Source organism: Mesorhizobium helmanticense, assembly GCF_003034915.1.
GTDB lineage: Bacteria > Pseudomonadota > Alphaproteobacteria > Rhizobiales > Rhizobiaceae > Mesorhizobium > Mesorhizobium helmanticense.
Genome location: NZ_PZJX01000003.1, coordinates 241,014 through 267,503 on the forward strand (window position 1 = coordinate 241,014; position 26,490 = coordinate 267,503).

The 26,490-nt window shown below is 61.1% G+C and carries 21 protein-coding genes and 1 pseudogene; 14 read left to right on the forward strand and 8 right to left on the reverse strand.

All coding sequences use genetic code 11. From position 1 onward, the window contains the following. Positions 1-136: 136 nt before the first annotated feature. The 6 genes from C9427_RS01870 to C9427_RS01895 all read right to left on the reverse strand — a co-directional run bounded on the left by C9427_RS01870 (position 137) and on the right by C9427_RS01895 (position 4,938). Entirely contained in the window at positions 137-1,462 is a 1,326-nt protein-coding gene (locus C9427_RS01870) for an ABC transporter substrate-binding protein (RefSeq protein WP_107647512.1), read from the reverse strand. Between the two features lie 36 nt (positions 1,463-1,498). Then, the gene (locus C9427_RS01875) at positions 1,499-2,584 is read right to left on the reverse strand and encodes an ABC transporter ATP-binding protein (protein ID WP_107647513.1); all 1,086 of its coding nucleotides are present in this window, start codon (positions 2,582-2,584) and stop codon (positions 1,499-1,501) included. Positions 2,585-2,764: 180 nt separating this feature from the next. Continuing rightward, a complete protein-coding gene (locus C9427_RS01880) occupies positions 2,765-3,004 on the reverse strand; it encodes a DUF2188 domain-containing protein (RefSeq protein WP_006333070.1) in 240 nt (79 codons plus the stop codon). A gap of 30 nt (positions 3,005-3,034) precedes the next feature. Beyond that, positions 3,035-3,313 (reverse strand): DUF982 domain-containing protein, encoded by a 279-nt coding sequence (locus C9427_RS01885; protein WP_107647514.1) that lies wholly within the window; start codon positions 3,311-3,313, stop codon positions 3,035-3,037. Between the two features lie 62 nt (positions 3,314-3,375). Next, a complete protein-coding gene (locus C9427_RS01890) occupies positions 3,376-3,690 on the reverse strand; it encodes an SH3 domain-containing protein (protein ID WP_107647515.1) in 315 nt (104 codons plus the stop codon). Positions 3,691-3,834: 144 nt separating this feature from the next. Beyond that, a complete protein-coding gene (locus C9427_RS01895; RefSeq protein ID WP_107647516.1) occupies positions 3,835-4,938 on the reverse strand; it encodes an NADH:flavin oxidoreductase/NADH oxidase in 1,104 nt (367 codons plus the stop codon). Between the two features lie 214 nt (positions 4,939-5,152). On the opposite strand from C9427_RS01895, the gene C9427_RS01900 reads away from it, so the two are divergent. From C9427_RS01900 to C9427_RS01925, 6 genes are all read left to right on the forward strand, one after another. Further along, positions 5,153-5,731 carry an NUDIX domain-containing protein gene (locus tag C9427_RS01900; protein WP_107647566.1) on the forward strand — a complete coding sequence of 193 codons (579 nt, stop codon included), beginning with the start codon at positions 5,153-5,155 and terminating at the stop codon, positions 5,729-5,731. Positions 5,732-5,734: 3 nt separating this feature from the next. Continuing rightward, positions 5,735-6,724 carry an ATP-grasp fold amidoligase family protein gene (locus C9427_RS01905; RefSeq protein ID WP_107647517.1) on the forward strand — a complete coding sequence of 330 codons (990 nt, stop codon included), beginning with the start codon at positions 5,735-5,737 and terminating at the stop codon, positions 6,722-6,724. A 137-nt stretch (positions 6,725-6,861) separates the two neighbouring features. Then, positions 6,862-7,140 (forward strand): hypothetical protein, encoded by a 279-nt coding sequence (locus tag C9427_RS01910; RefSeq protein ID WP_107647518.1) that lies wholly within the window; start codon positions 6,862-6,864, stop codon positions 7,138-7,140. A gap of 593 nt (positions 7,141-7,733) precedes the next feature. Then, positions 7,734-12,368 (forward strand): GAF domain-containing protein, encoded by a 4,635-nt coding sequence (locus tag C9427_RS01915; RefSeq protein ID WP_107647519.1) that lies wholly within the window; start codon positions 7,734-7,736, stop codon positions 12,366-12,368. Next, positions 12,365-12,754 (forward strand): response regulator, encoded by a 390-nt coding sequence (locus tag C9427_RS01920; protein ID WP_107647520.1) that lies wholly within the window; start codon positions 12,365-12,367, stop codon positions 12,752-12,754. Before C9427_RS01915 ends, C9427_RS01920 begins: the two co-directional genes overlap by 4 nt. Then, a complete protein-coding gene (locus C9427_RS01925; protein ID WP_107647521.1) occupies positions 12,751-13,995 on the forward strand; it encodes an adenylate/guanylate cyclase domain-containing protein in 1,245 nt (414 codons plus the stop codon). Before C9427_RS01920 ends, C9427_RS01925 begins: the two co-directional genes overlap by 4 nt. A 1-nt stretch (position 13,996) precedes the next feature. On the opposite strand, the pseudogene C9427_RS01930 reads toward C9427_RS01925, so the two are convergent. After that, positions 13,997-14,107, reverse strand: a pseudogene (locus C9427_RS01930) (IS481 family transposase); the annotation flags it as partial. Between the two features lie 467 nt (positions 14,108-14,574). Between C9427_RS01930 and C9427_RS01935 the strand changes: the two are divergent. The 8 genes from C9427_RS01935 (at position 14,575) to C9427_RS01970 (ending at position 23,925) form a co-directional block, all read left to right on the forward strand. Next, complete coding sequence (locus C9427_RS01935; RefSeq protein ID WP_107647567.1) at positions 14,575-15,543, forward strand: SDR family NAD(P)-dependent oxidoreductase; 969 nt, start codon at positions 14,575-14,577, stop codon at positions 15,541-15,543. A 215-nt stretch (positions 15,544-15,758) separates the two neighbouring features. Then, positions 15,759-18,623, forward strand: a complete 2,865-nt coding sequence (locus C9427_RS01940; protein WP_107647522.1) for an ATP-binding protein — start codon at positions 15,759-15,761, stop codon at positions 18,621-18,623. 137 nt (positions 18,624-18,760) lie between these two features. Next, the gene (locus tag C9427_RS01945; RefSeq protein WP_107647523.1) at positions 18,761-19,759 is read left to right on the forward strand and encodes a zinc-dependent alcohol dehydrogenase family protein; all 999 of its coding nucleotides are present in this window, start codon (positions 18,761-18,763) and stop codon (positions 19,757-19,759) included. Positions 19,760-19,796: 37 nt separating this feature from the next. Next, positions 19,797-20,096, forward strand: coding sequence for a tautomerase family protein (locus tag C9427_RS01950; RefSeq protein WP_107647524.1), 300 nt, complete (start codon positions 19,797-19,799; stop codon positions 20,094-20,096). Positions 20,097-20,344: 248 nt separating this feature from the next. Continuing rightward, entirely contained in the window at positions 20,345-21,169 is an 825-nt protein-coding gene (locus C9427_RS01955) for an alpha/beta fold hydrolase (RefSeq protein WP_208636325.1), read from the forward strand. A gap of 87 nt (positions 21,170-21,256) precedes the next feature. Further along, positions 21,257-22,222, forward strand: coding sequence for an MBL fold metallo-hydrolase (locus tag C9427_RS01960; protein WP_107647526.1), 966 nt, complete (start codon positions 21,257-21,259; stop codon positions 22,220-22,222). Positions 22,223-22,349: 127 nt separating this feature from the next. Beyond that, positions 22,350-22,787: a DsrE family protein gene (locus tag C9427_RS01965; protein ID WP_107647527.1), complete on the forward strand. Its 438-nt coding sequence runs from the start codon at positions 22,350-22,352 to the stop codon at positions 22,785-22,787. 49 nt (positions 22,788-22,836) lie between these two features. Next, positions 22,837-23,925: a Gfo/Idh/MocA family protein gene (locus tag C9427_RS01970; protein WP_107647528.1), complete on the forward strand. Its 1,089-nt coding sequence runs from the start codon at positions 22,837-22,839 to the stop codon at positions 23,923-23,925. 490 nt (positions 23,926-24,415) lie between these two features. On the opposite strand, the gene C9427_RS01975 is transcribed toward C9427_RS01970, so the two are convergent. After that, positions 24,416-26,206 (reverse strand): winged helix-turn-helix domain-containing protein, encoded by a 1,791-nt coding sequence (locus tag C9427_RS01975; RefSeq protein ID WP_107647529.1) that lies wholly within the window; start codon positions 26,204-26,206, stop codon positions 24,416-24,418. Positions 26,207-26,490: the final 284 nt, after the last annotated feature.

Below are 26,490 nucleotides of genomic sequence, written 5' to 3' on the forward strand. Positions count from 1 at the left end.
CGGCTGAACGGCAGCGGACGGCACGGCCATGGGATGGCTCCTCATGAAGTCTTGTGGCATCGCGGCCCGAGTGGCCGCCACGCGATTGCGGAACCAGGCCGGGCAGCGCGGTTGCTGCTGCCCGGCTGCGCTGCGATCAAACGCGATAGTAGCGGTTTGCGCGCTTCTCCGCCTCTTCCATCGCCTCCTGCGGCGTCGCCTGGCCGGTCACGGCCTTGGCGAACATGTCGACCAGGACATAGTCGGCCATGGTTGCCGCCGAGGCATAGCCGAGCGGCCCGGCAAAGCCATTGGGACGCAGCGTCGCCGAGGCCTTGGCGTAAGCGGCATTGTTCGGGTCGGCCGTCCAGACAGGATTGTTGTCGAAGGCTTTGAGTGTCTGGCAGCAGTAGCCGGCCGAGGAGGTGACCCACTGCGCCATTTGCGGTTCCTCGAACATGAACTGCAGATAGGCCTTGGCCGCATTGGGGTAGGGCGTGTAGTCGAAAATGACGGCCGTGGTCACCTGGAACAACTCGACGGATTTCCCGACAGGACCGATCGGCAGGTTGGTCGTGCGTATATCCTTCGCCATTTCAGCCAGTTTGGGGTCATTGTCCTTGTTGATCTTGGCCGTGTTGTAGGCGGAAATGCCGTTGGCGATGACACTGAGTTCGCCCGCCAGGAAGGCGCGGTTGTTGTTCACGTCGAGCCAGCTCTCGGTCCCGGGAATGAAGGTCTTGTAGAGCTCCTGTGCATATTCGATCGCTTTCAGCGTCTCCGGGCTGTTGATCGTCACCTTGCCGCTCTCGTCGACCATCTGGCCGCCATGGCTCCACAGCAGCCAGTGAGCGTAGTTGTTGCCGTCGCCGACGCCGTGGCCGTGCGTGAAGCCGGCCGGATGTCCCTTCGCCTGCAACGCCTTGCAAAGCTCGAGGAGGCCTGCCGTGTCCTTCGGAAACTCAGAGAAGCCGGCCTCCTTCACCCAGCTTTCCCGATAGACAATGGCATTGCCGATGGTTGCCAGAGGCAGGCCGAGGAATTTCCCCTCCCGCGTCGCATATTGCTTTGGTCCGTCGTGCCAGCCGCCGTATTTCGAGCCGAGATACTCACCCAGTTCCGTCACGTCGTGCAGCTTGTCGGGATACTGATGCGGGTCGTCGAACCAGACCAACATGAGATCTGGACCGGAGCCGACATTGGCGGCCACCGCCGCCTTGGGGCGAATGTCCTCCCAGCTTTCCTTGTCGACGCGGACCTCGACGCCTGTCGCCTCGGTGAACCGTTTGGTGTTGGCCAGCCATTGGTCCTCATCGCCCTGTACGAACGGCGACCAACGGAGCATCCGCAGCTTTGCGCCGTCCTCGGGCTTGTATGTCAAGCCTTCCTGGGCAAGGGCGGGAGAGCTGACGAAGCGGCTTCCCAAGACTCCCGCCGCGGCGCCGGCGGTGGTGCGGATCACGTCACGTCTGGTGAATTTCATGCTCGTTTCCTCCTGTTATTCGTTGCCGTGTGGGTCTTACTGTTCGCTGTGCGTCTTGAATCGCTTTCCGGTTTCGCCGTGGAAGAGATGAATGAGGCCAGGCTCGGCCGTGAGCCGTATGGTCTCGCCCGGCGTGAAGGAATGGCGCTCGCGGAAATTCGCGACGATCTCTTCGCCGCCTTCCGTCCGGCCGATGACCTGCACTTCCGATCCACTTGGCTCGACCACCACGACGGTGACCGGAATCCCTTGGTCGGACAGTCGTAAATGCTCGGGCCGTATTCCCAGCACCACCGGTTCGCCCTTGTCGATGGACAGTGCTGTGGCCAACGGGACTGAAACCCCGCCGGAGCCGCGAAACGACGGTGAGCCGCCATCGGTCGTGACTTCGCCCCGGAGCATGTTCATGGCGGGCGAGCCGATGAAACTGGCGACGAAGAGGTTATCCGGCCTGTCGTAGAGTTCCAGCGGCGGCCCGATCTGCTCGACGATGCCGTCATGCATGACCACGATCTTGTCGGCCATGGTCATGGCCTCGATCTGGTCGTGGGTGACATAGACCGTCGTGGTCTTGAGGCGCTGGTGCAGTTCCTTGATCTCGGCACGCATCTGCACCCTGAGCTTGGCGTCGAGATTGGACAGCGGTTCGTCGAACAGGAAGACCGCCGGATCGCGCACGATAGCCCGGCCCATGGCGACACGCTGGCGCTGGCCGCCGGAAAGCTGGCGAGGATAGCGCGCCAGCAACGGCACCAGCCCCAGGATTTCAGCCGCGCGCTGGACGCTGGCGCCGCTTTCGGCTTTCGAAACGCCCTTGAGCATCAGCGAAAACGCCATGTTCTCGGCGACGGTCATATGCGGGTAGAGCGCGTAGTTCTGGAAGACCATGGCGACGTCGCGTTCTTTTGGCGCAACGTTGTTGACGACACGCTCGCCGATCGCGATCTGGCCACGCGAAATCTTTTCCAGGCCGGCGATCATCCTGAGAAGGGTCGATTTTCCGCAGCCAGACGGTCCGACCAGCGTGACGAACTCGCCGTCGTCTATATCCACGCTGACACCGTGGAGAATCTCGACGGTCCCGAATGATTTGTAGACATCGCCAATCGCGACAGACGCCATCGATTTCCTCCCCGAATGCTTTCCTGCGACGTCTTCGAAGGAAACCGCTTCCTGTCTGGCCGCGATATCCCAAGCTCCTCCCTGGTCACGCGACAACGGACGGTAGCGCTACCAAACCGGCCTGTAAAGCGGCGGCGGCAAACGCCTTTCTTCGTTGGTCCTGGTCGTGGAAGGCGCCGTCTAGTCGGAAACTTCCGTTTGCGGCCGGTCACGGCCGTCAGCCAGTTCGTCGTGCCATTTGCCGTCGGCGTCCTCGTACTGGATACCGTCCGTGGTGCCGGCGACCTGCTGCTCGGCCGAGGCGATCTCGGCGGCGCGCAGCGCGTCCTGGTGATTGGGAAACGTCTCGGAGAATGTCGAGCCGACCTTGTAGGCCCAGCCCCCATCATGCTCGACGATCTTGTAAGTCAGCTTCGCCATGAAGTCCTCCGGTTGAAAAGCCTCATCTGCTCAATGCAGCCTGTCATCGGGCAATCTCTCGTCGGGAACCAGTACGTCCGATTCCTTCGCCGCTTCGATCAGTGCCCGACGCGCATCCGCGGTCGAACGATAACCTTCCAGCACTTTGAGGCAAGTGTCGAGAGCATCACGATGCCGAGGGCCGCGATTGAGCGGCCAGGTCGTCATCAGACACTCGGCCGCCTCCCGGGTGCTGCGGATCTCGCGATATTTGCCGACATGGCCAAGTTCGACCACCACTGGCTTTTCAAACGGCTTGTTGTCCACCATCGCCGCCAACGCGGAGCGGCCGATTTGGTTGCAACTCTATCTTCAGCCTGCGCGCAAGCGTCTCAATAACCGCAGTCGTTGCGCATCCAGCGTGCGTTCGCCCAGCCGGTCGTGCCGCCGATCTCGACCTTGTACCACTTGCCGCGCCGGTCGAAGATCTCGGTATGATCGCCATTGAACAATTGGCCGATCATGCGCGACGACGAATTCGGCCGCGCCCGCACGGCAAGAAAACCGCTGCCTTTCGCCAGATTGTAGTGCCTGGAAAGGCCATGCACCGTGCCTTCGCAATATTGCGCGCCGGCCGGCGTCGAGACATTGAACGACAGTCCGGCCGCAACCATTGCGGCCGCCGGATAGATTGCCCTGAAAGACATGATATTGCTCCCAGCCCTGGCCGCGCCAATCGCGGCCTACCCAAGGCCCCAACCCCTGGGACCAATGCGTGGGCCGATTAACGCGAAGCCGCGGCACGCTGTCCAGCGGCGCGTGCCGTAGGTCGGTTGCAACAAGCGGGCCGGTCAGCCCGCTGCCTTCATCCAGTGCTGCATGGTCGTCACCGAGCGCGCAAGCTGCGGGGCAGGATGGATTTTCTCGCCGAAGGTCGCCGCGGCGCGCCACGCCCAGCGCGGATCGGCGAGGAAGGCGCGGGCCAGCGCCACCATGTCGGCGCGGCCGTCGGCGACGATCGCCTCGGCCTGCCTGGGATCGTCTATCAGCCCGACGGCCCGCGTCGGGATGCCGGCGCCCTTGCGCACCGCTTCCGCCAGATGCACCTGGTAGCCCGGACCCGTCGGCAGCTTCTGCAAGGGCGAATTGCCGCCGCTCGAACAGCAGAGATAGGCCACGCCCGCCGCCTTCAGCGCCTTGGCCACCTCGATTGCCTCCTCGACGTCGAAGCCGCCATCGACCCATTCCTTCACCGACAGGCGGGCGCCGAGCATCAGCTTCGGCACGGCCTTTCTCACCGCCTTGGCAATCTCGACGGCAAACCGCATGCGGTTCTCCAGCGAGCCGCCCCAGCGGTCGGTGCGCTGGTTGGAAAGCGGCGACAGGAACTGGAAGATCAGATAGCCATGCGCGGCGTGCAGCTCGATGAAGTCGAAGCCGGCGCGTTCGGCACGCCTGGCCGCCTCGGCGAAGCGTTCGATGATTTGCAGGATCTCGTCGTCTTCCAGCGCCCGCGGCACCTGCCAGCCCGTGTCGTAGGCGATTGCCGATGCAGACACGATCGGCCACGGGTCCTGATCCGGCTTCAGCGGTCCGCCGCCTTCCCATGGTTTCTGGTTGGACGCCTTGCGGCCGGCATGGGCAAGCTGGGTGCCGAATTTCGTGCCGGGGGCGGCGACGCGCTTGGCGGCGTCCAGCGTGCGCCGGGCGGCAGCCTCGTTGTCTTCGGAATAAAGACCGAGGCAGCCATGCGAGATGCGGCCGCGCCGCTCGACGTCGGTCATCTCGACCGTGACCATGCCGGCGCCGGACATGGCGAGGTTCATCCAGTGATACAGATGCCAGTCGCTGGCGGAACCGTCTTCAGCGGAATACTGGCACATCGGCGCCACCGCTATGCGGTTCGGGAAAGTGAGGCCGTCGAGCGTGATCGGCTGGAAAAGGGATGTGGTCATCAAAAAAGCTCCGGGAGGGGTTGCCGTTATTTAGGCAAAGGATTGCGCCGGCGCCAGACACGAGGCAGTGAAACGCGCTCTGGACCAATGACTATCAGGATTGCGCAAAAATCGGTTCGAGGCTAACGCATGGCCGAAATCCGCCGCCGCAGCCTTTCTGCATCCAGGCGACACGCGGCGCCGTGGTCCTCGCGCCGGCAGCAGGAGCCCGTTCATGGAAGATCGCATCCGCATCCGTTCGGAGGAAATTCTCTCCGACGACTGGGCGGTCCTGAAAAAGACCATCCTCGACTATCGCCGGCGCGACGGGCAATGGGAGACGCAGATCCGCCAGACCTACGATCGTGGCGACGGCGCGGTGATCCTGCCTTACGACCCGCAGCGCTCGACGGTGCTCCTGGTGCGGCAGTTCCGCTATCCGGCCTATGTCACCGGCCACCGCGAGCCATTGATCGAGGCCTGCGCCGGACTGCTCGACGAAAACGATCCGGAAACCTGCATCCGCAAGGAGGCCGAGGAGGAACTCGGCTATCGGCTGAAGGATGTGGAGCGGCTGTTTGCGCCTTACATGAGCCCCGGCAGCGTGACCGAGCGGCTCTGGTTCTTCATCGCGCGCTATTCGCCCGCCGACCGCATCTCGGCCGGTGGCGGCGCGCCGGAAGAAGGCGAGGACATCGAAGTGCTGGAGATGCCGCTCGACGAAGCCCTGGCCGGCATCGCCGACGGCCGCATCGTCGATGCCAAGACGATCATCCTGATCCAGCACCTGAAGCTGAACCCGATCCGGGCTTGATCCATGCATGGACCTGGAGATCGCGAAGCAGCGCGCCGGCGGCCGGGCCGGCTGCAACGCTTTGGCGCGAAGGCGTTTCTCCTGGTCTTGAATGTTGCGCTGCTGGTCCGTTACCGGCGCCTGACCCAGCGCTTCTTCGAAAGGATGCGGCACCTGCCGAACTTCGCCGCCCCGGCGACCTTCACGGAGAAGATACATTGGCGCAAGATTTTCGATGACGACCCGCGTTTCGCGATCGTCCTCGACAAGCTGCAAGCCAAGGAGTTCGTCAGGGGTCGGCTCCCCTGGCTGCATGTCCCGGCGGTGCTGTGGCAAGGCGACAATCCGCGCGACATTCCCTTCGGCGGATTGAAAGTCCCCTACATCGTCAAATGCAATCACGGCTGTGCCATGAATGCCGTCGTTGCCGATCCCGCTCAGGCCGACAGCGGCGCAATCATTGCCGACATGAGCCGGCATCTCGCCGAGACCTATGGCGACCGCAAGCTGGAACGCGGTTACGCCCATATCGCGCGCAAGGTCTTCGTCGAGGCGCTGATCGGCAAGGATCAGGGCTATCAGCCCATCGACTACAAATTCAATGTGGTCGCCGGCCGCGTCGCTCTTGTCGTGGTCACCGCCTTCCGCTCGAGCGTCCGCAGGACGGCGCTTTTCGATCGCGAGTGGCGGCGGCTGGCGGTTGCCCAGGGCGGCATCGACGCGACGCTGGAAATTGCCAGGCCGCAAAGCTTTTCGCGCATGATCGAGGCGGCCGAAGCGCTGGGCGGCGAATTCGACATGATACGGGTCGATTTCTACGAAGACGCGGGCGAACCGGTCTTTGGAGAATTCACGATCTATCCCCGCAGCGGCCTGCAGCAATTCGACCCGCCGGCCTTCGATCGTGAGCTGGGCGCCCGCTGGGACATTGCCGCGTCCCGCTATCTGAATTGCCCGCCAGGCCTGTTTGCACGCTGGCACAGGGCAGCACTTGCCGCCGCCGGCCACATCTGATCACGAATGGCCGCCATTGTTGCCGGTGCGGGCAGAAATTAAACCCCATATGATCAGTTGTAGCTAATTTAGCTCCGTTGTGACTATTCCTCATTCCTGCTAGGCTCGATGAGCGTCAGCAGGAAAGGGGGACATCCATGTTCAATCGCGGTTCGTTCGGCCGCGTAGCGGCCGTTTGCGGCATGCTCGCAATCTTCTCGTTTGCCGGCAACGGCCTTGAAGGCGTCCTGGGATTCCGCTTTGTCGGCACGGCAGAGGCAAAGACGGTCGTCATCCAGAGAACGACCGTCTACATCAACACTCTGCCCAAAGGATGCGTGAAGACCACCTACAGCGGCGGCATCGTCGTCTGGAAATGCGGTACGAAATATTACCAGCCCTACAACAACCGCTACGTGCTCGTTTACATCAAGTAAGCGCGCTGGCCTCCGGGAGGGGGCCGTTAGGGCGAGGCGTGAAAAGCGCTCGCGAGATACCACACACCGGCCGCCGCAACAGGGACGTTCCTGGAAGTTCTCCATTTGCTTGGAAATGCGGCAGCTGGTGCGGACGACGGGATGCACAATTCGTTGACGATCAATGGCTTAGATCATTGAAGCTGTAAATAGGTGCTGTAATACGCAATAGGGCAATGACGGCTGGGCCGCTGAAGAGCGGCAGTCTTATGGGCCTCAGTCGCGGTTGACCTACGCCTTCTACGCGAAAGGCAGCTTTGCGCCTCATACCGGCCGTTGAGGTAATCTTTGCTGCGGCCGATAGCAGACCTTGCTGGCGACAACCCTGGACATCGCTGTTGCGTCAACACCTGACATTGCTCATAGATACAGGAGGTCGCGATCAAGCCCACGCGGGGGGAAAAAACTTCGAGAGTCGGGCTTCCGATCTTCCTCGCTGCGAATGGGGACGAATCGATCGACCGTCGGTAACCTAGTATTTTTAGCTTTATTCTGCCTATGGTTCGTCTCCCAACTTGCTGGGTAGCGGTGCGACCGAGGGCTAGAACCTGCACATGCGGGAATCACACGGCCAACTCGAAGCTAGGATTGAGCTTCTCAAGTTCGAGCTTAACGAAGCCCTCGAACGCGAGACGGCGACCGGCGAGCTGCTTCGCGTCATCGCCTCGTCGCCGACCGATATTAAGCCGGTCCTTGACGCTGTGGCGGCGAGCGCCGCCCGTCTTTGCGACGCCTATGACGTGATCATCCGGCTCAGGAAAGACGATATGCTCCATCTCAGTGCTCATTCCGGCCCGATCGCGGTCGATGAGGCGCCGTGGCCGCTGGAGCGCGACCGGGTAATGGCGCGGTCCGTGATCGATGCGGGGACCGTGCAGGTCGAAGACCTCTCCGAGGCCGGGGCCGAATTCGCGGCAGGCCGGGAAATGGCCATTCACTACGGATTTCGCACGATTCTGGCGACACCTCTCGTGAGCGGTGGAAGAGCGATCGGGGCGATTAGCCTGCGGCGAAGAGAGGTGAGACCGTTCAGTGACAGGCAGATCGAGCTGCTGAAGACCTTCGCCGACCAGGCCGTGATCGCCATCTCGAACGTGCGGCTGTTCGAAGAAGTGCAGGCGCGGACGGCCGAACTCAGCGAAGCGCTGGCTCAGCAAACGGCGACGGCCGACGTGCTTAAGGTGATCAGCCGGTCGGCGTTCGACCTTCAACCCGTGTTGACGACGCTGCTTGATTCGGCGATCCACCTGGCCGGCGGGGATATGGGCGCGATCTCGCTGCGCGATGGCGATTGGCTACGGGTCATGACCGGCACCGGATGGACCGATGAGCTTCGCGCTTATGAGGAAAGCCATCCACACCCGATCGGGCGTGGGACATTTCAAGGTCGAGCCGCTCTCGAAGGGGCAACCATTCATGTGCCCGATGTGTCCAAGGATATGGAATACAAGAGGCAGGAAGCGGCAAGCATGGGCCATTTCCGCGCGGCCCTTTCGGTCCCCCTCAAGCGAGGCCAAGAGGTGATTGGTGTCTTCGGCATGGCGAGGCGGACCGTGGGGCCGTTCTCACAACGCCAGATCGAACTTGTGGAGAGTTTCGCCGACCAGGCGGTCATCGCGATCGAGAACGTGCGCCTTTTCGACGAGGTGCAGGCGCGCAATCGCGAAGTGACCGAGGCACTGGAGCGCGAGACCGCGACGGGCTCCATCCTGCGCGTAATCGCGGCGTCGCCTACCGACATCGAACCAGTTCTTGACGCCGTCGCTGAAAGCGCCGCGCGTCTCTGCGATGCCCATGACGCGACGATCTATCTGCGGCAGGGCGATCGTTTGGCGGTCGGAGCGCATCATGGGCCAATCCAGGTCGACGACGCCGGGTTGCCTGTTGCCCGCGACGTGGTCACCGGTCGCGCGGTGCTCGACCGGGCACCGGTCCATGTTCATGACCTGACCGAGGCGGGTGTAGACTTTGCAACGGGCAGGGCAATGGCCCACCGGCTCGGCTTTCGCACCATCCTTGCGATCCCACTGCTGCGTGACGGGGAAGCGGTCGGAGCGCTGATGATCCGGCGCATCGAGATGCGGCCCTTCACTGACAAGCAGATCGAGTTGCTCAAAACGTTCGCCGACCAAGCCGTCATCGCCATCTCCAACGTGCGGCTGTTCGAGGAGGTCCAAGCGCGTACCGCCGAGCTAACCGAAGCGCTGCAGCAGCAGACGGCGACGGCCGACGTGCTCAAGGTCATCAGCCGCTCCGCCTTCAATCTAGGGGCCGTTCTCGACACGTTGATCGCTTCCGCCTGCCGACTCTGCAATGCCGAAATGGGCCTCATATTTCTGGCGCGCGATGGGTCCTTCTCTCCCGAGGCAAGCTACGGCACGCCCCCCGGATACCTGGAGTTCGTGCGAACCCATCCGATCAAACCGGGACGCGAGACGTTCACGGGACGGGCGGCGCTGACCAAGGCGGTCGTGAATGTCGCCGACGCGCTTGAGGACAAGGAATTCACGTTTTCCGAAGCCCGCGACCGCGCCGGCTATCGTGCCATGCTTGCCGTGCCGCTGTTGCGGCAGGGCGAAGTGATCGGCGTCTTCGCCATGCCCCGTCGCGCGCCAGGCGCGTTCAGCGACAAGCAGGTCGAACTCGTGCAGACGTTCGCCGACCAGGCCGTAATTGCGATCGAGAACGTCCGCCTTTTCGAGGAGGTGCAGCAGCGGACACGGGAGGCCACAGAGGCGCTGGAGTACCAGACGGCGACCAGCGATGTGCTTAGCGTTATCAGCCGCTCGCCCACCGATGGGCAGCCAGTGTTTAATATGATCGCGCAAAGCGCCGCCCGTCTATGCGAAGCGCAGTTCTGCTTTGTCTACAGATTTGATGGCGAGCTTCTGCATTTCGTCGCGCATCACGGCATCACTGAAGAAAGCGTTGAGATCGTGCGCAACACCTTTCCCGTGGCACCTACTCGCGGCAGCGCTGCCGAACGGGCAATTCTATATCTTGACGTGGCACAGATCCCGGACCTCACCTTGGATAGTGAATTCACGCATCGCGCCGCGGCGGCTTTTTCGGGCCTGCGCAGTGCTGTCGCCGTGCCGATGCTGCGTGACGGCCTGCCTATCGGTTGCATAGCAGTCGGGCGTGCTGAGACGGGCTTTCTTGCCGCTAAGCAAGTCGAACTTCTGAAGACCTTCGCCGACCAGGCCGTGATCGCCATCGAAAATGTCCGCCTGTTTGATGAGGTCAAGGCGCGGACCGCGGAGCTAAGCGAGTCGCTTCAGCAGCAGACAGCGACAGCAGATGTGCTCAAGGTCATCAGCCGGTCGGCCTTCGACCTGCAGAACGTCCTTGACACCCTGGCAGAGTCCGCCGCGCACCTCTGCGACGCGGACATTGCCGATTTCTATCGTCTGGTCGACGACGGATTTCAGTGGACCACGACCTTCAGCCGAGATCCGGAAGCGGCCCCAGCCCATACCAAGATCATGCGCCAGCCGGGGCGCGGATCGGTGTCGGGGCGCGTTCTGCTGGAACAGAAAACCGTTCACGTACCGGATTTCGAAGCCGATCCCGAGTTCACCTTCACCGACGTGGCGCGGCAGCGCGGCGTTCGCTGCATCCTCGGCGTTCCGCTCCTGCGCGGCACGGAACTGATGGGGTTGCTTCTGGTCATGCGCAAGGCGCCCGGGCCGTTCTCGCCAAAGCAGATCGAGCTGGTCGAGACTTTCGCCGATCAGGCTGTCATCGCCATCGAGAACGCGCGGCTGTTTGAGGAGGTGCAGACGCGCACAGCCGAGCTAAGCGAGTCGCTGCGGCAGCAGACCGCGACGGCGGATGTATTGAAAGCCATCAGCCGCTCGACCTTCGACCTGCAACCGGTGCTCGACACTCTGGTGGAATCAGCGGCGCGGCTCTGCGATGCCGACAAGGGCGTCATCTTCAAGCGCGACGGCGATGCCTACCGCTGGTCGGCGAATTACGGCAACCCTCCGGAGCTGGAAGCCTTCGCCAGAGCAAATCCGTTCAGGCCCGGCCGCTATTCGGTGACGTCGCGGGTCGCACTCGAGGCGAGGACCATCCAAGTTTCCGACGTGCTCGCCGACCCGGAATACGGCGCGACGCAGTTTCAGCAGCTCGGCGGCTATCGGACGATCCTGTGCGTCCCGATTTTACGCGAGGGCGCGCCGGTCGGCGTATTCGCGCTGACCCGCGCGGAGGTGCGGGATTTTACGCCTCGGCAGATCGAGCTGGTCGAAACCTTCGCCGACCAGGCCGGTATCGCCATCGAGAATGTGCGCTTGTTCGATGAAGTGCAGGCCCGCACGGAGGAACTGTCGCGCTCGCTGGCAGACCTGCGCAAGGCCCAGGATCGGCTCGTGCAGACCGAAAAGCTCGCCTCGCTCGGCCAGCTGACGGCGGGAATAGCTCACGAGATCAAGAACCCGCTCAACTTCGTCAACAATTTTTCCTCGCTGTCCGGCGATCTGATCGTGGAGCTGTGCGAGGCGCTGCAAGGCGCGGTGCTTGACGACAAAACCCGCGCGGAGATCGACGACTTGTCGGATATGCTGAAGGGCAATCTTGACAAGGTGGTGCAGCACGGCAAGCGCGCCGACTCGATCGTCAGGAACATGCTGCTCCACTCGCGGTCGGGCTTGGGCGAGCACCGTCCGGTCGACATCAACGCGGTGGTGGAGGAGAGCTTGAACCTAGCCTATCATGGCGCACGCGCCGAGGGGAACAGCTTCAACATCATGTTGGAAAGGAATTTCGATCCAGGCGCCGGCGAGGTCGATCTCTTTCCGCAGGAGATCACTCGCGTGCTGTTGAACCTGATCTCCAACGGCTTTTACGCGACGGCGAAACGGCGAGCGGCCGAAGGTGAGACCGGCTACGAGCCGATATTGGCGGCATCGACGAAAAGCCTGGGAGATGCGGTCGAGATCAGAATCCGCGACAACGGCACGGGCATCCCGCCGGACGTGAAAGAAAAAATGTTCAACCCGTTCTTCACCACCAAGCCGGCAGGCGAGGGGACGGGGCTCGGCCTATCGTTGAGCCACGACATCGTCGTGAAACAGCACGCGGGCACCATAGAGGTCGATACCGAGCTGGGCGCCTTCACCGAATTCCGCATCGTTTTGCCGCGCGGGGCCGCAACGCTCGCCAAAGCAGGAGGCAACGCTTGAGTCTGCTCATCCTGATCGTGGACGACGAGCCTGATGTGGAGGTGCTGTTCAGGCAGCAGTTCCGGCGCGATCTCAAGGTAGGGCGCTTCGACATGGCCTTCGCCCTTTCCGCGCCGCAGGCGCTCAAGGTGATCGAGGCGGCGGGAAGCGCCTCGCTGATCCTCATCCTGTCGGATATCAACATGCCGGGCATGAGCGGCCTGGAGCTTCTGCCTAAAGCGAAGGCGTTGCGTCCCGATGTGCCCGTGATCATGATCACCGCCTATGGCGACGCAGAGACCAAGAGGAAGGCGCTGGAAAACGGCGCCGAGGCGCTATTGACGAAGCCGCTCGATTTCGTCGCGCTGCGCGGCGAGATCGACGTCCGCGTCGAGTTCGCGGCATGACGGCGCTGATCCTCGTTGTCGACGACGAGCCGGACCTGGAGCCGCTGGTCCTGCAGAAATTCCGCCGCCAGATCCGAGACTGCGCCGTGAGCTTTATCTTCGCCCGCGACGGCGTCGAGGCCCTCGACCTGATCGCCGCCAATTCCGACATCGAAATGGTCGTCACCGACATCAACATGCCGCGCATGGATGGGCTGTCGCTGCTTGCGAAGCTCCAGGACGCCGAGGAGCGTTTGTCGACTATCATCGTGTCGGCCTACGGCGATATGGCCAACATCCGAACGGCAATGAACCGCGGTGCCTTCGATTTCCTGATGAAGCCGATCGATTTCGCCGACCTTGAGACGACTATCGCGAAGACGCTGAGGCACATTGCTCTTCTGCGCGAGGCGCGGGGCAAGCAGATGGCGGCCGAGCGCGCGCACGCCTCGTTGTCGCGCTACTTCTCGCCCAACCTCGCCGAGCGGCTCGCCGGCGACGCCGGCGAGCTTGCTGGGCAGCGGCGCGAGGTGGCGTCTCTGTTCACCGACATCGCGGGTTTCACGGTGTTGGCGGAAGCGCTCGACCCGGCGGTCTTGGGCGAGCTACTCAACCAGTACGTCGCCGGCATGACCGACATTGTTTTCCACCACGAGGGCACGGTGGCCAAGATCGTCGGGGACGCACTGCATGTGCTCTTCGGCGCGCCGGGCGAGCAGCCCGATCATGCCGCCCGCGCCGTCGCCTGCGCGCTTGACCTCGACGACTTCTCGGAAGTCTTCCGCGCCGGCTGGCGCGCCAGGGACGTGGCGCTCGGCCCCACCCGCATCGGCGTCCATTCCGGGCCGGCGATCGTCGGCAATTTCGGCGGTGCCCGCTTCTTCGACTACACGGCCTATGGGGACACAATCAACATCGCGGCGCGGCTGGAAGCCGCCAACAAGCAACTAGGCACTCGTATTTGCGTGAGCGAGAGCGTCGCGAGACAAGTTGCGAATTTCCGAGGGCGCCCGGTGGGTGACCTCGTGTTGAGAGGACGAACGGAGTCGCTGCGCGCTTTCGAGCCACTGAGGCCTGAGCAATGCGATGAACTCGCGACGAAGGATTACCTCGCGGCCTTCGCCAAGCTGGAAGCCGGCGACCCTAGTGCGGTCACTTCGTTCGCTGCTGAGGTAGGCAGGCGCGCAGAGGACCAGCTTGCGAGCTTCCACTTGAAGCGATTGCTGAACGGCGCGACAGGTCCGCGGATCAACATGGATTGATCTAGCTGTGGAGCCTCAACGCGTTAGGTCGTTTTGGTTGTAAGCTGCCATGTGGCCTGTGCCAATTGTAGCGATGAAGCCAGCGTGGCAGCTCAACGGCGCGTTCATGAGAAGTGTTGCATGCATCGAATGAAGAAATAGCCTCCCTTGAAGGCATGGTGCATGCGCTGCACGGTGACTTCGTATGGCCTATTTCTGACCGTACCACCCTCATTGAGTTCTCGAACGCGTGATTGTGCCCCCGGTCCCTCGTTGCATGCAACCGCTGGGTCCGGCTCGAACACGAGCTCTCTCGAATGACTGTCGGCTATCGTTACTTATGAGCCAGAAGCCGACTTTCAGCTTACGGCCCCGAAGCCGCCGAGTCAGCTTTGCGCCTCATGTCGGACACGCAAGCAGGTTTAAGCACCTGCTGAAAGCGGACGTGATAGGCCCAAAAAACTGAGGAGCAATGAATCGCAGTACTGAGTGAGCCCCGGTCGACTACCGATGGCTAGGCGTGCCTTGACGACAAGATCCAGGGAAACTGCTATCGGGTCGATGCGTGCCGTGCAATCGTGGCGGGAACCGGGGAACAAAATGCGCGAATGGCAGACTCCGCTCTATACGCCGTTTGAGCCTACCGTGACGGCGGAGGAAGCGGCTCGGGGCGTGGACCTTACCGGGCAGGTTGCATTGGTGACAGGTGGTTCTTCCGGGTTGGGCTTGGAGACTGTCAGAGTGCTTGCAGCATCCGGCGCTAGCATCAGCGTACCCGCGACTGACCCTATAGCCGCCCACGCCGCTTTGAAAGGAATTGGCGGGGTAGAGGTGTGGCCCATAGACCTGCTCGATCACATCTCTGTCAAAGCCTTTGCAAAAGCCTTTCTCAAGCGACAAAGACGGCTTGACCTTCTGGTGCTAAATGCGGGCGTGATGGCTAGGCCGCTGTTCCGCGATGAAGATGGTCGTGAGGGTCACTTCTCCATAAACTATCTCGGACACTTTCGGCTGACGGCGTTGCTATGGCCAGCTTTACTTGCGGTGGCAAAATCTCGAGTGGTTGTACTTTCGTCCCGAGCCCATCAGATGTGTGATCTCGATCTCGACGATCTCGATTTTGTACGGCGCCCCTATGACAAATGGATGGCCTATGGCCAATCAAAAACCGCGAACGCGCTTTTCGCGGTTGCGCTCGACACGCGTGGACGCCGTCACGGGGTCAGCGCTTTCTCCGTGCACCCCGGAATGATAATGACGCCCGGGATACGCCATCTGACCCGGTCCGAATTCGACGCGGTCGGTGCTGTAGCTTCAGATGGGTCCCCCATAATCGATCCCGCAAGGGATTTGAAAACCGTGAAACAAGGCGCGGCGACGACAGTCTGGGCCGCCACCGCTCCTGTGTTGGACTCGATAGGCGGGGTCTATTGCGAGAATTGTGACGTCGCACGCATAGAGCCCAGTGAGGGATTTGGAGTGCGCCCGTATGCGATCGACCCCGAGATGGCTGAGAGGTTGTGGCGCGTGAGCGCAAGGTTGACTGGGTTGGACATCGCAAGAAACTAAGGCACCGCTTAACCCTTTGGGGCAGGTCAGCGCGAAAAGACAGTCAGGCATCAAAGCCCGGTGAATGAATGGACGCCTCACTAACTGGATATCGTCTATTACTTCAAAGGTCAGTCTATCGCACTGTCATCAGTACGTGACCAGGAGACTCGATCTCCTTCGCAGCATCAATCTATAATCTGGCTGGCAACGCTCCATGACGGGGAAGGATAAGTATGCAAGAGCAAGCTTCCCCGAAGGCTACATCGGCAGACCTGGCGCTCGCCTTTGGCTCATTCCTGCTCTATCCGGCGCGACATCTTCTGCTCAAAAACAATGAACCTGTCACGATCGGATCCCGAGCGCTCGAACTCCTCATCACGTTGACCGAGAGACCGGGAGAACTGGTAACGAAGGATCAATTGACCGCGCGGGCCTGGCCCAAAGCCAGAGTGGAGGAGTCGAACCTTCGAGCGCAGATCGCGTTACTCCGGAGGGTGCTCGGCGAGGATCAAGCCGCTCCGCGATACATCGTCGCCGTTCCATCAAGGGGCTATCGGTTCATTGCTCCTCTCACCCGATCTCGTGTTGAGCACGAGCCAGTGAAGACAACGGCCCCGAACAACCTCCCAAAACAGCTGACTCGACCTATCGGACGTGAGGAAGCCATCAAGACCGTCGAAGGGCGGTTTCAAAGGTTCCGGCTGGTCACCATTGTCGGCCCAGGTGGCATAGGAAAGACGACCGTCGGCCTTCGCGTGGCAGAGCAATTGTTGTCATCACATAACGGCCATTGCTTCGTCGACCTCGCCCCAATAACGAACTCCCAAATCGTCCCCTCAGTCCTGGCGTCACAGCTTCGCCTTCCGGAGACATCGGGTGATCCGACTGCGAGCCTCATAGGGCACCTTCGGGGGAAACGTCTGCTACTCGTGTTCGACAGTTGCGAACTCGTTCTCGAGGCAACCGCCCGTCTGGCGGAGACCTTGCTCCGCGAAGTGCCGGAGATCACCATCCTTGCCACTAGCCGCGAAGCCTTGCGAGTGGAGGGTGAAAGCGTCTACAGGCTCCCCCCTCTCGATACGCCGCCCTCGGCGGCGGGTCTGACTGCTGCCTACGCGTTGGAGTTTCCCGCCATACGTTTGTTCGTCGAGCGGGCGACCTCGTCTGGAAGCGGGTATACGTTCGACGACGATGAAGCGCCCGTGGTCACACATATATGCCGGCAGCTCGATGGAATCGCCCTTGCGATCGAGCTTGCCGCAGCGCGGGTGGAGGCTTTCGGCACGCACGGGATTGCCGAACTTCTCAACGATCGTCTGCGGTTGCTGACCGGTGGACGGCGCACCGCTCTACCTCGCCATCAGACATTGGCAGCAATGATCGACTGGAGCTACGGAGCGCTTTCAAAAGAGGAGCGAAAGGTCCTGCGTCGGCTCTCCATCTTCGCAGGCGACTTCGGACGGGAAGCTGCTGTTGCCATTGCAACCGACGTGACCTCCCCCGACCGCGACGTACCAGGTTATCTTGCTAACCTCGTCGCCAAATCCCTGGTAGCCGTCGACGCTCAACGCAAGGCCGCGCGATACCGTCTGCTCGACACAACGCGGGCATTCGTTTTGGAAAAAGTTCGGGAGGAAGGGGAACTCGACGCCGTCATTCGGCAACTGGCGACCTATCTGTGCGATGTCCTCCGACATTCGCAGGAGGAAGTGGAAACCCTGTCGAGCGAAGAGTGGCTGTCGAGACATGGTTCCCACATCAACAACATACGATTCGCTCTGGACTGGGCGTACTCGGATCATGGCGATCTAGAAGTCGGACTAGCGGTTACCGTCGCCGCCATTCCGATGTGGTACCAGCTTTCTCTGGTCGACGAATGCCTGACCAGCGTCCAGCGCGCGCTGACAGGCATCGGTCCGGGAAAGCGAAGAAACGAGTACGCTCGTCAGATCATGCAGCTCTACAGAGCGCTGGGGCTCTCTCAAGCATTCAAAATCGGCTTCGCGCCACAAGCTCCAGCCGCTTTCGCCAAGGCGTTGGAGATATCGGAGGAGCTGGCCGACGTCGACGCTCAAGCGGAGGCTCTTTGGGGCTTGTGGATCGCACAAGTGGGCATGGGTGAGTACAGGGCGTCGCTGGGGAACGCCGAACGGTTCATGGCGCTCGCCCAAAGCGGACTCGATCGGTTCATCGGTGACCGGATGCTCAGTATGACCTTATTTTGCATGGGTGACTTCCGTGGTGCCCGCCGTCACGCCGATATGATGTTGGCTCACGATGTCTCTGCTGAAACTGCCTCCGCGAACTCAGTTCGTTTCAGGTTCGGCCAGTCGATTTCGGCACGAATTCAACCCGCCCAGCTCCTCTGGATGCAAGGCCTTCCCGATCAGGCCGTCAAAGCGGTCCATGCCGCCGTCGTCGCCGCGCGGGAATCGGGCCACGCGATCTCGTTGTGTGAAGCCTTGGCTCGCTGGTCCTGTCCGGTCTTTGTTCATGTCGGCGACCTACCGGCGGCAGATTCAGCTATCACCGAGCTACTTGATTTGGCAAAGACGAACGCGCTCGGACCATGGGAGGTGTTCGGTCGGTGCTGGAAGGCGGCGCTTCTGATCCAGCGAGGACTTCCTGAGAGTGGCGTTCCCCTTCTCCGAAGAGGGTTGGTTGAACTTCGTCAGGTAAAACTCTTCAACCTTTACACCGTCAGATTTCTCGGCTTTCTGGCCGAGGGCCTGTCTTCTCTGGGACAACACGTCGAAGCGCGATCGCTGGTGGAGGCGGCGATCAGCGCCAGCGAGGAGAAGGAGGAGCTCTGGTGCGTCGCAGAACTCTATCGCCTGAAGGGGGATATCCTTTGGCGCGGCGGCGACGACGTCGAGTCCGTACAACAATGCTATCTCCATTCGCTCGACGTAGCGGGTCGGCAGGATGCCCTGTCCTGGGAGCTCCGGACGACCACGAGTTTGATGAAGTTGGCGCGTGACCGGGGAGATATCGATCGGGCGCGTACACGATTAGCTGCGGTCTGCGATCGGTTTACTGAAGGTTTTGATACGGCCGACATGGTGGCGGCAAAGGCTCTTTTGACCGAGTTTTGTTGATCTTCCCGCGCGTTCCCCGCGTTCGTGTTCGTGCTCGTCACAAGATTTCACGACGATTCACTGGTTTGAAATCACGTAGTTCTGCCATCCTCTGTCGGGTCGCCGGATAGCCGTCGACACCGCAGTGAGGCAGACAGATGACTATGCCGAGAAAAATGGAGGCCCTTGTCCTAAACGAGACGAACTCTGACTTCGTCCGCACCCGCATGGACTGCCCAACGCCCTCGGCGGGCGAGGTCCTTGTCCGCGTCAGGGCGAGCAGCGTCAACCCGCTCGATCTCAAGATCAAAAGCGGCCAAGCTCCGCATGCGCGGCATCCACTGCCCGCTATTCTCGGTATGGACGTGGCCGGAATCGTCGAGGCTGTCGGCCCCGGGGTGACCGCATTCAAGCCTCAGGACGAGATCTTCGGCATGACGGGCGGCGTGGGCGGGCTCCAGGGCTCGCTCGCGACCTTCGTCACCGTCGACGCTGATTTGCTTGGGCCGAAGCCTGATAACATGACCATGCGCGAAGCGGCGGCATTGCCGTTGGTGTTCATCACCGCCTGGGAAGGTCTGGTGGATCGCGCCCAGGTCCAGGCCCGGCAGAGGGTGTTGGTGCTCGGCGCCGGCGGCGTCGGCCACATTGCAATCCAGATCGCACGCGCTTTCGGAGCCGAGGTCTTCGCCGTGGACAAGGCTGCCAAGCAACGCGAGATCGAGGAGCTCTGTGCCACCGCGATCGACCGCCATCAGACGACGGTCGAAGAATACGTCAAAGATCATACGGGCGGGCGGGGCTTCGACATTGTTTACGACACCGTGGGCGGTGCCGGGATCGACGCCGCGTTCAACGCCGTGACCCGCTTCGGCCATGTCGTCAGCTGCCTGGGATGGGGCACCCACTCGCTCGGTCCGCTCTCGTTCCGAGCAGCAAGCTACTCAGGCGTCTTCACGCTTTTGCCGATCTTGACCGGGGAAGGCCGCGCCCATCACGGGCAAATCCTGCGAGAGGCGAAGCGGCTTGTGGAAACCGGAAGGATCACTCCTCTCGTCGATCCGCGCCGCTTCAGCTTTGAGACCGTAGCCGAGGCATATGCCGAAATCGAAAACCGAACTGCCAACGGCAAGATCGTGATCGACGTCACCGACTAAAGCGACCCCTTCAAGCTCTAATCAAAGGAAACCCGTCATGCCATTCGTTAATGTGAAACTGGTCGACGGCGTGTTCACGCCGGAAGAGAAACATGCCATGGCGAAGGCCCTGACCGACGTCATGGTAAAGTTCGAGGGATCGGAGGCGTTCCGCGAGGTGGTATGGGTCCTTATCGAGGAGCTTCATACCGACGGCTGGCACATTGGCGGCAGGCCGTTTGAAGGACCCAAGTCGTTGATGACGACTCTTTCGAAATCCAAAGCGGTCGTCGAAATGATCGACGGCACGCCTACCACCCGGAAAGAGTGGGCCGCGGCAGCGCCAGTTCTGGGCTGACCCATTGGCAATCTCTACATGGCCGAAACTAGAGCATCCGGACAGCGCACGTCCCGAGCCGTTAGGCTGTGTCCAGCCCGCAAAGGGGAAGAGAAATGGATACGAACACATCCACGACAATGCCCACGGCGACAAGACGGGAAGTCCTTATCGGGACGGGAGCCGTCGCTCTTGCCACGACGCTGCCTTTGGCGGCCAGGGCGTCTGCGAACTCAACCAATGCAACCATTGAAGATGGGAGTGAGATAATGAACAGCATCAAAGTGAAAGACGGCGCGCAGATTTTCTACAAGGACTGGGGCACCGGGCAGCCGATCGTGTTCCACCATGGTTGGCCGCTGAGCGCCGACGACTGGGACAACCAGATGCTGTTCTTCCTCGGCAAGGGCTTCCGCGTCATCGCCCACGACCGGAGGGGCCATGGTCGCTCAAGCCAGACTTCCGACGGCAATGACATGGATACTTACGCGGCCGACGTCGCCGCACTCGCCGAGGCGCTCGACCTTCGCGATGCGATCCATATTGGCCATTCGACCGGGGGCGGCGAGGTCACCAAGTACGTCGCCCGGCACGGTAAAGGCAGGGTCGCCAAAGCAGTGCTTATCTCTGCGATTCCTCCCGTGATGGTCAAGTCGGCCAAGAACCCTGGAGGACTCCCGATCGAGGTCTTCGACGGCTACCGGGCCGCCTTGGCAACAAACCGAGCGCAACTCTATCTCGATATCGCTAGCGGACCGTTCTACGGCTTCAACCGCCCAGGAGCCGTTATCTCCGAAGGCACGATCCGCAACTGGTGGCGCCAAGGCATGATGGGCGGTGCGAACGCGCACTACGAGTGTATCAAGGTGTTCTCGGAAACCGATTTCACCGAGGACCTGCAGATTATCGACGTTCCTGTCCTGATAATGCACGGAAGCGACGACCAGGTAGTGCCCATCGCCGACTCTGCCGAACTCTCCGTCAAGCTGCTCAAGAACGGAAAACTCAAGGTCTACGATGGATACCCGCACGGAATGTTCACAACGCATGCCGATGTGATCAACGCAGACCTGCTCGCCTTTATCACCGCGTGACCGTCTGGGCAGGTGGAAAGCCTGCCCTTGGTCTCCTCAATTCAAAAGCTGTCCGCCCACCTGAGGCTGACTGCGGAAAGGTATGTCATGAAGACTGAACACATGCTTTCTCGGCGTGGATTTTGCCTTTGCTGCATAAGCGCCGCCACCTTCGCAGCGACCGGTGGTTGGATGAGCCCGCGCGCGGCCTATGCCGAAGCGCGCGGGCTGGTGAGCCTCATTAAGGATAGCGCCGCCAAGGCAGACATTGCCACGCACAAGCTGAGGAACAACATCACCATTCTCGAAGGCTCTGGCGGCAATGTCGCGGTCCTGGGCGGCAAGGACGGACTTGTCATGGTCGACGCGGGCATTAGCGTATCGCGCCGCCAGATGACGAAGGCGCTCGCAGCCATCTCCGCCGAACCCGTGACCCATCTGATCAATACCCACTGGCATTTCGATCACGCGGACGGCAACCCCTGGATCGGTTCTGGCGGCGCCAAGATCATTGCGCACAAGAATACCCTCAAGCACCTGTCGCAGGTGCAACGGGTCGAGGACTGGGACTACAATTTCATGCCGCTGGAGCAGAGCGGGGTGCCCAAGCACGTCTTCTCAAAGGAGCATTCGCTTAAGCTGAACGGCCAGTCGGTAGCCATGAAATATTATGGCCCGGCGCACACCGACGGCGACATCTCGGTCATGTTCGGCGAGGCGGACGTCCTCCATGTCGGCGACACCTACTGGAACGGGATCTATCCCTTCATCGACTATTCGACGGGAGGCGGCATTGACGGGATGATCGCGGCTTCGGATGCGAACTTGGCTACATCGACCGCCAAGACGATCATCATCCCAGGCCACGGAAACCCCGTGAGCAATCGAGCGGAGCTCCAGGAATTCCGCGACATGCTTGGCGCCGTGCGCGAGAAGGTCGCGGCGCTCAAGCACCAAGGGCGATCGAGAGACGAGACAGTCGCCGCCAAGCCCACGGCGTCGTTCGATGCCAAGTGGGGGAATTTCGTCATCGATCCAGGCTTCTTCACGCGGCTGGTCTACGAGGGCGTCTAGTACGAGCCTTCGTCTTCCTTCCGATTTCTTCTGGCGCTTCCTCCCAACGCACACGCCCGCGGGACGCCCTTAAAGGGCGTCCCGCGAACTGAACCTTCGACAGAATTCCGAACCCTAGGAGACAGCCATGTTGGAAGCAAAAAGTGCTCTTTTCATCGATATCCCGGTCGAATTAAAGGAAGTGAAGTCTGTTCACAGCATCGGGGGCCTTCAGTTCGAAGGCGACCTGCCAGCCGCGCTGTTCCATCTTCAACTGATCACCACGGACATCGCGAACTGGAAGGCGACATCGGACGTGATCGTGGTCTTCCACACCAATGCGGGTCACGTCACGCTCAGTGACGCAGCCTATAATGCGTCGCGCAACATTGCCACCGGCAACCCATACAAGAAGCTGGTTGCCGACCTCATCGACAAGGGCGTCAAGGTCGAACTTTGCGGTGCGACCGCGAACGTTAACGGCTGGGGAAACGCCGATCTTCTCCCCCGCATCAAGATCAATCTCGACGCCATGGCACGCACGATCCAGCTCGTGCAGAAGGGCTTCGTCAAGATCACAGAGTGACGGTCGGTTCACCCAATCGAATCTCTCATTGGGAGCAAAGGAGACCGCCATGCCGACCCATGCACCGATCAGAGTTGGCATCATCGGCGTGCACCCCGACCGCGGCTGGGCCTCGACCGCCCATGTGCCTGCGTTGAGAGATTTGCCGCAGTTCAGCCTTTCTGTCGTGAGCCATCATAGAATTGAAACTGCGCGGGCGTCAGCCGAGAAGTTCGGTTTCCAGCGCGCGGTCTCGTCGACGGAGGAGCTTGTGAACCACCCTGATGTCGATCTGGTGGTCGTCACGGTGAGGGTTCCGGAACACCTTCGAGTGGTAACTGCGGCGCTGGAAGCGGGAAAGTCGGTGTTTTCCGAATGGCCACTTGGAATGAACTTGCGTGATGCGGAGACGATGAACTCGCTCGCCGTCGAAAAACGCGTCTCGACAATGATCGGCCTTCAGACCCGCGCGAATCCGACCGTCCGGCAAATGCGTGAGCTCATCAGGCAGGGCTATCTAGGCGAAGTGCTCTCTTGCTCGATCATTGGCTCGGGGATCACTTGGGGGGAAGAGCTGGAAGAGGCCTTTCGATATACCTTGGACCCGTCGAAGGGCGCAAGTATGCTGCACGTGCCGTTTGCCCATACTATCGACGCCTTATTGTTCGCATTGGACGACAACTTCCACAGCGTGTCGGGGACACTGGTCAATCGTCGCACCACGATTAGGATGACGGAGAGCCAGGAAATCGTTCCGCTCGACGTCGCCGACCAGATCGCCTTCAGTGGGAAGCTCACGTCAGGCGGCCTGGTGACAAGCCATTTCCGTGGCGGACTGTCGCGAGCTACCAATTTCCATGTGGAGATCAACGGTAGCAGGGGTGACCTGTTGCTGACGAGTCCTGTCGGCTACGTGGGCCTGGGGGGATTCAAGCTTATGGGGGCACAAGCAGACGAGTCCCTTCATCAAATTCTCGCACCGGGTGAATTCGCCGCCGGCGAAAACGTCCTGACGGGCAACGTGAGAAACCTCTACGATTTCTTCGCTTCCGACATGACTTCCGGCACGCGTCAGGGGCCGACGTTTGGAGACGCTGTCACACTGCATCGTCTAATCGACGCGATCGAGCAAAGCGGGGGAGTCGCGCGCGATGTCTGAGACGACGAAGCGCTGGTGATGTGTCCGCCCGGCGGATCTGAGTTCTACAGGTTCGCGAGATAACAAGACCTGAGTCGAGAGATCCTCGGACGAGCTGTCAGGGTCCGCGCGACCGGCTTGAAGGCTGTCTGGATGCCAGCCGAAGTAGTTGGATGAGGGTTCTTGGACGTCTGTACGTATTTCGGCGGCGTTATGACATCCTATACGACCAAAATTGGGTCGCCAGCGGAATGGCCGCTTCCTGATAATTTCGGCCTGATTGCGGACGGTCAGCTTCCGGCCCTGAAGCCGCCGAGTCAGCTTTGCGCCGCATGTCGTTAAAGTTAGCTGTGCCACCGCCTCACAGCGGACACTACCGGCGACCGCGCTGGAGGTCGAAGGTGCGCTAAGAGCGGTCATGGGAGGTTGTGTGGCCGCCCGGCACGGAGCGCGTTTTCTGCGATCAAAAGTGCTTTTCCGCTATCCACTTCGGTCACGCCATCCACTCCGGTCACAGAGCTGATGGCCTGCGGTCCTTTGAGTTCACGCATTCTGGTATGCGAATGGGGCTCGCGACCCCGTTGAGCTGATCCGGCAGAGCGCAAGGCGGAAAACCCGCGCGTTGCATCGCGTCCATTATTCGCTTCCGCTCGGAGGCGCTCCACCCAGGTCCATTCACGAAACCTTCGATTGTCAGCTCTGGATATTTCGCAAGGCCCTTGGCCACCCAAGTCCTGGCCTCCCCGTCACGGCCAAGTTCAACATAAACGGCAGCGCGAACGATCCAGGAGAAGCTGTTATAGTTTTCGAGCGGCAGGCGCTCCAGAACGTGCAGTGCATCCTCGTATCGTCCCGCCATGAAATAGGCGTAGCGGAATCCCAACGCGGCCCAGTTCGGGTAGTTGGGATTGAGCCGGATTGCCTTGTCGGCGGCCTCCGCTCCGCGCTCGGGTTTTCCGAAGGCGTTTGCCCACAGCGAATAAAGGGTCATGATGTCGGCTGAGCCGGGATTCAGGCGAAGGGCGATGTCGAACTCCGCCTCTGCCCGTTCGAAATCGTCCATGTGTCCAAGGACGAGGGCCATGATCGCATGCGCAAGCGCGTCCTGCGGATCGATGGCGAGACCAGTTTCGGCGGCGGCGAGAGCCTGAGGCAGGACCTCATCGTTATTCGCCCCAAAGCCTGCCAGCGTGTTATAAGCAGAAGCCATCTCGATCCAAGCCCGCGCAAGCTTCGGGTCCAACGTAACGGCTTGCCTGAAGAGCGGAATGGAGGCCTCTATGCTTTGCTTGGTGAAGCGCAGCAGCGATTCCCGACCGCGGAGATAGGTTTCATAAGCAGTTAGATTCTGGGGCTGAAGCCGTAGTCCGGCGATACGATCCGCCTCCGGAATGGCGCCCTTCGAGCTGCCGAGCTGGCTTGTCACTGCATTTGAGATTTCGGCCTGTACAGCGAAAAGGTCGACAACAGGCCGATCCCAGCGCTCCGACCAAAGACTTACAGCCGTCGCTGTGTCGAGGAGTTCTGTCGTCACGCGAATCTGGTCTTGGGCGCGTTGGACGGAGCCCTTCAGTACATAGCGCACGTTCAGGTCGCGCCCGATCTTGCGGACATCGACCGGCGCTCCGGCATAGGGGCTGCTCGAGTTCCAGCCGATGACCTCAATATCGCGATAGCGAGAGAGATCTGTGATGATGTCCTGACCGATCCCGCTTGCGAACCGTTTGGTGGTTTCATCGCTGTCGATGACATGGAACGGAAGTACGGCAATCGACGGAATGCCCTCCAGCGTCCTTTGAGACGGCCGGATGTGCCAGATTGTGGCCCCGATGATGCCGAGAGCCGCAACGATGGTGACCACCAGCGAGGCCCGGAGTGGTTTTCGCGAACGCCGTGCCGCCATTGCTTCAGGGATTGGCGCCGCTGCCTCAAGTGACGACTCCACAAACCCCGCCGCCGCCAACCCAGCCGGACGCTTCTCACCGTTTACTGACAGCACCAGCCGGTAGCCACGCTTCGGCGCAGTCTGCAGGATCGTCCGGGCTTCATCGTGGAGGGCGCGCCGTATCTCGTGAATGCATTGAAATAGGCTGTCTTCGGTGACGGCGATGCCGAGCCAGACCGCCTCGATCAATTCGTCCTTGGTCACGAGGCGATCGGCATTCTGCGCCAGGTAACGCAGCACCGCAAAAGCCTGCGGCCGCAAATCGACGGGATTGCCCTCCCGATCGCGCAACGTTTCGTTGCCGAAATCGGCGGTCACCCCGTTTATTGCGAGCGATTGACCGAACCGGATTTCCATTCAGTCTCCCGCCGCAGGTGGGCTCCCATTCCTCGGACAGCACTCTAGCACGACTTACCGCTGGTGCATCGTTCACAAAACATCGCGGTTTCCGCTCGCTTCAGGAGAATTTCGGGAAATTTTCGGACGGCCATTAGGACTTCCGGCACGGGCCATTGTTTTGTGCCACCCAATTGGACGAGCTGACGCACCGCGAGGGACGCGACGGCAAACCGCCGCAAGGGCATGGGAGGCTGTGATGCGGTCTGGATCTGTCAGGATCGGGTTTGCATTTGCTGGCGGGC

What these genes read in the sequence shown, in the direction of transcription:
- C9427_RS01870 (WP_107647512.1), bottom strand. Translation starts at nt 1,462, where the DNA reads ATGAAATTCACCAGACGTGACGTGATCCGCACCACCGCCGGCGCCGCG.
- C9427_RS01875 (WP_107647513.1), bottom strand. Translation starts at nt 2,584, where the DNA reads ATGGCGTCTGTCGCGATTGGCGATGTCTACAAATCATTCGGGACCGTC.
- C9427_RS01880 (WP_006333070.1), bottom strand. Translation starts at nt 3,004, where the DNA reads ATGGCGAAGCTGACTTACAAGATCGTCGAGCATGATGGGGGCTGGGCC.
- C9427_RS01885 (WP_107647514.1), bottom strand. Translation starts at nt 3,313, where the DNA reads ATGGTGGACAACAAGCCGTTTGAAAAGCCAGTGGTGGTCGAACTTGGC.
- C9427_RS01890 (WP_107647515.1), bottom strand. Translation starts at nt 3,690, where the DNA reads ATGTCTTTCAGGGCAATCTATCCGGCGGCCGCAATGGTTGCGGCCGGA.
- C9427_RS01895 (WP_107647516.1), bottom strand. Translation starts at nt 4,938, where the DNA reads ATGACCACATCCCTTTTCCAGCCGATCACGCTCGACGGCCTCACTTTC.
- C9427_RS01900 (WP_107647566.1), top strand. Translation starts at nt 5,153, where the DNA reads ATGGAAGATCGCATCCGCATCCGTTCGGAGGAAATTCTCTCCGACGAC.
- C9427_RS01905 (WP_107647517.1), top strand. Translation starts at nt 5,735, where the DNA reads ATGCATGGACCTGGAGATCGCGAAGCAGCGCGCCGGCGGCCGGGCCGG.
- C9427_RS01910 (WP_107647518.1), top strand. Translation starts at nt 6,862, where the DNA reads ATGTTCAATCGCGGTTCGTTCGGCCGCGTAGCGGCCGTTTGCGGCATG.
- C9427_RS01915 (WP_107647519.1), top strand. Translation starts at nt 7,734, where the DNA reads ATGCGGGAATCACACGGCCAACTCGAAGCTAGGATTGAGCTTCTCAAG.
- C9427_RS01925 (WP_107647521.1), top strand. Translation starts at nt 12,751, where the DNA reads ATGACGGCGCTGATCCTCGTTGTCGACGACGAGCCGGACCTGGAGCCG.
- C9427_RS01935 (WP_107647567.1), top strand. Translation starts at nt 14,575, where the DNA reads ATGCGCGAATGGCAGACTCCGCTCTATACGCCGTTTGAGCCTACCGTG.
- C9427_RS01940 (WP_107647522.1), top strand. Translation starts at nt 15,759, where the DNA reads ATGCAAGAGCAAGCTTCCCCGAAGGCTACATCGGCAGACCTGGCGCTC.
- C9427_RS01945 (WP_107647523.1), top strand. Translation starts at nt 18,761, where the DNA reads ATGACTATGCCGAGAAAAATGGAGGCCCTTGTCCTAAACGAGACGAAC.
- C9427_RS01950 (WP_107647524.1), top strand. Translation starts at nt 19,797, where the DNA reads ATGCCATTCGTTAATGTGAAACTGGTCGACGGCGTGTTCACGCCGGAA.
- C9427_RS01955 (WP_208636325.1), top strand. Translation starts at nt 20,345, where the DNA reads ATGAACAGCATCAAAGTGAAAGACGGCGCGCAGATTTTCTACAAGGAC.
- C9427_RS01960 (WP_107647526.1), top strand. Translation starts at nt 21,257, where the DNA reads ATGAAGACTGAACACATGCTTTCTCGGCGTGGATTTTGCCTTTGCTGC.
- C9427_RS01965 (WP_107647527.1), top strand. Translation starts at nt 22,350, where the DNA reads ATGTTGGAAGCAAAAAGTGCTCTTTTCATCGATATCCCGGTCGAATTA.
- C9427_RS01970 (WP_107647528.1), top strand. Translation starts at nt 22,837, where the DNA reads ATGCCGACCCATGCACCGATCAGAGTTGGCATCATCGGCGTGCACCCC.
- C9427_RS01975 (WP_107647529.1), bottom strand. Translation starts at nt 26,206, where the DNA reads ATGGAAATCCGGTTCGGTCAATCGCTCGCAATAAACGGGGTGACCGCC.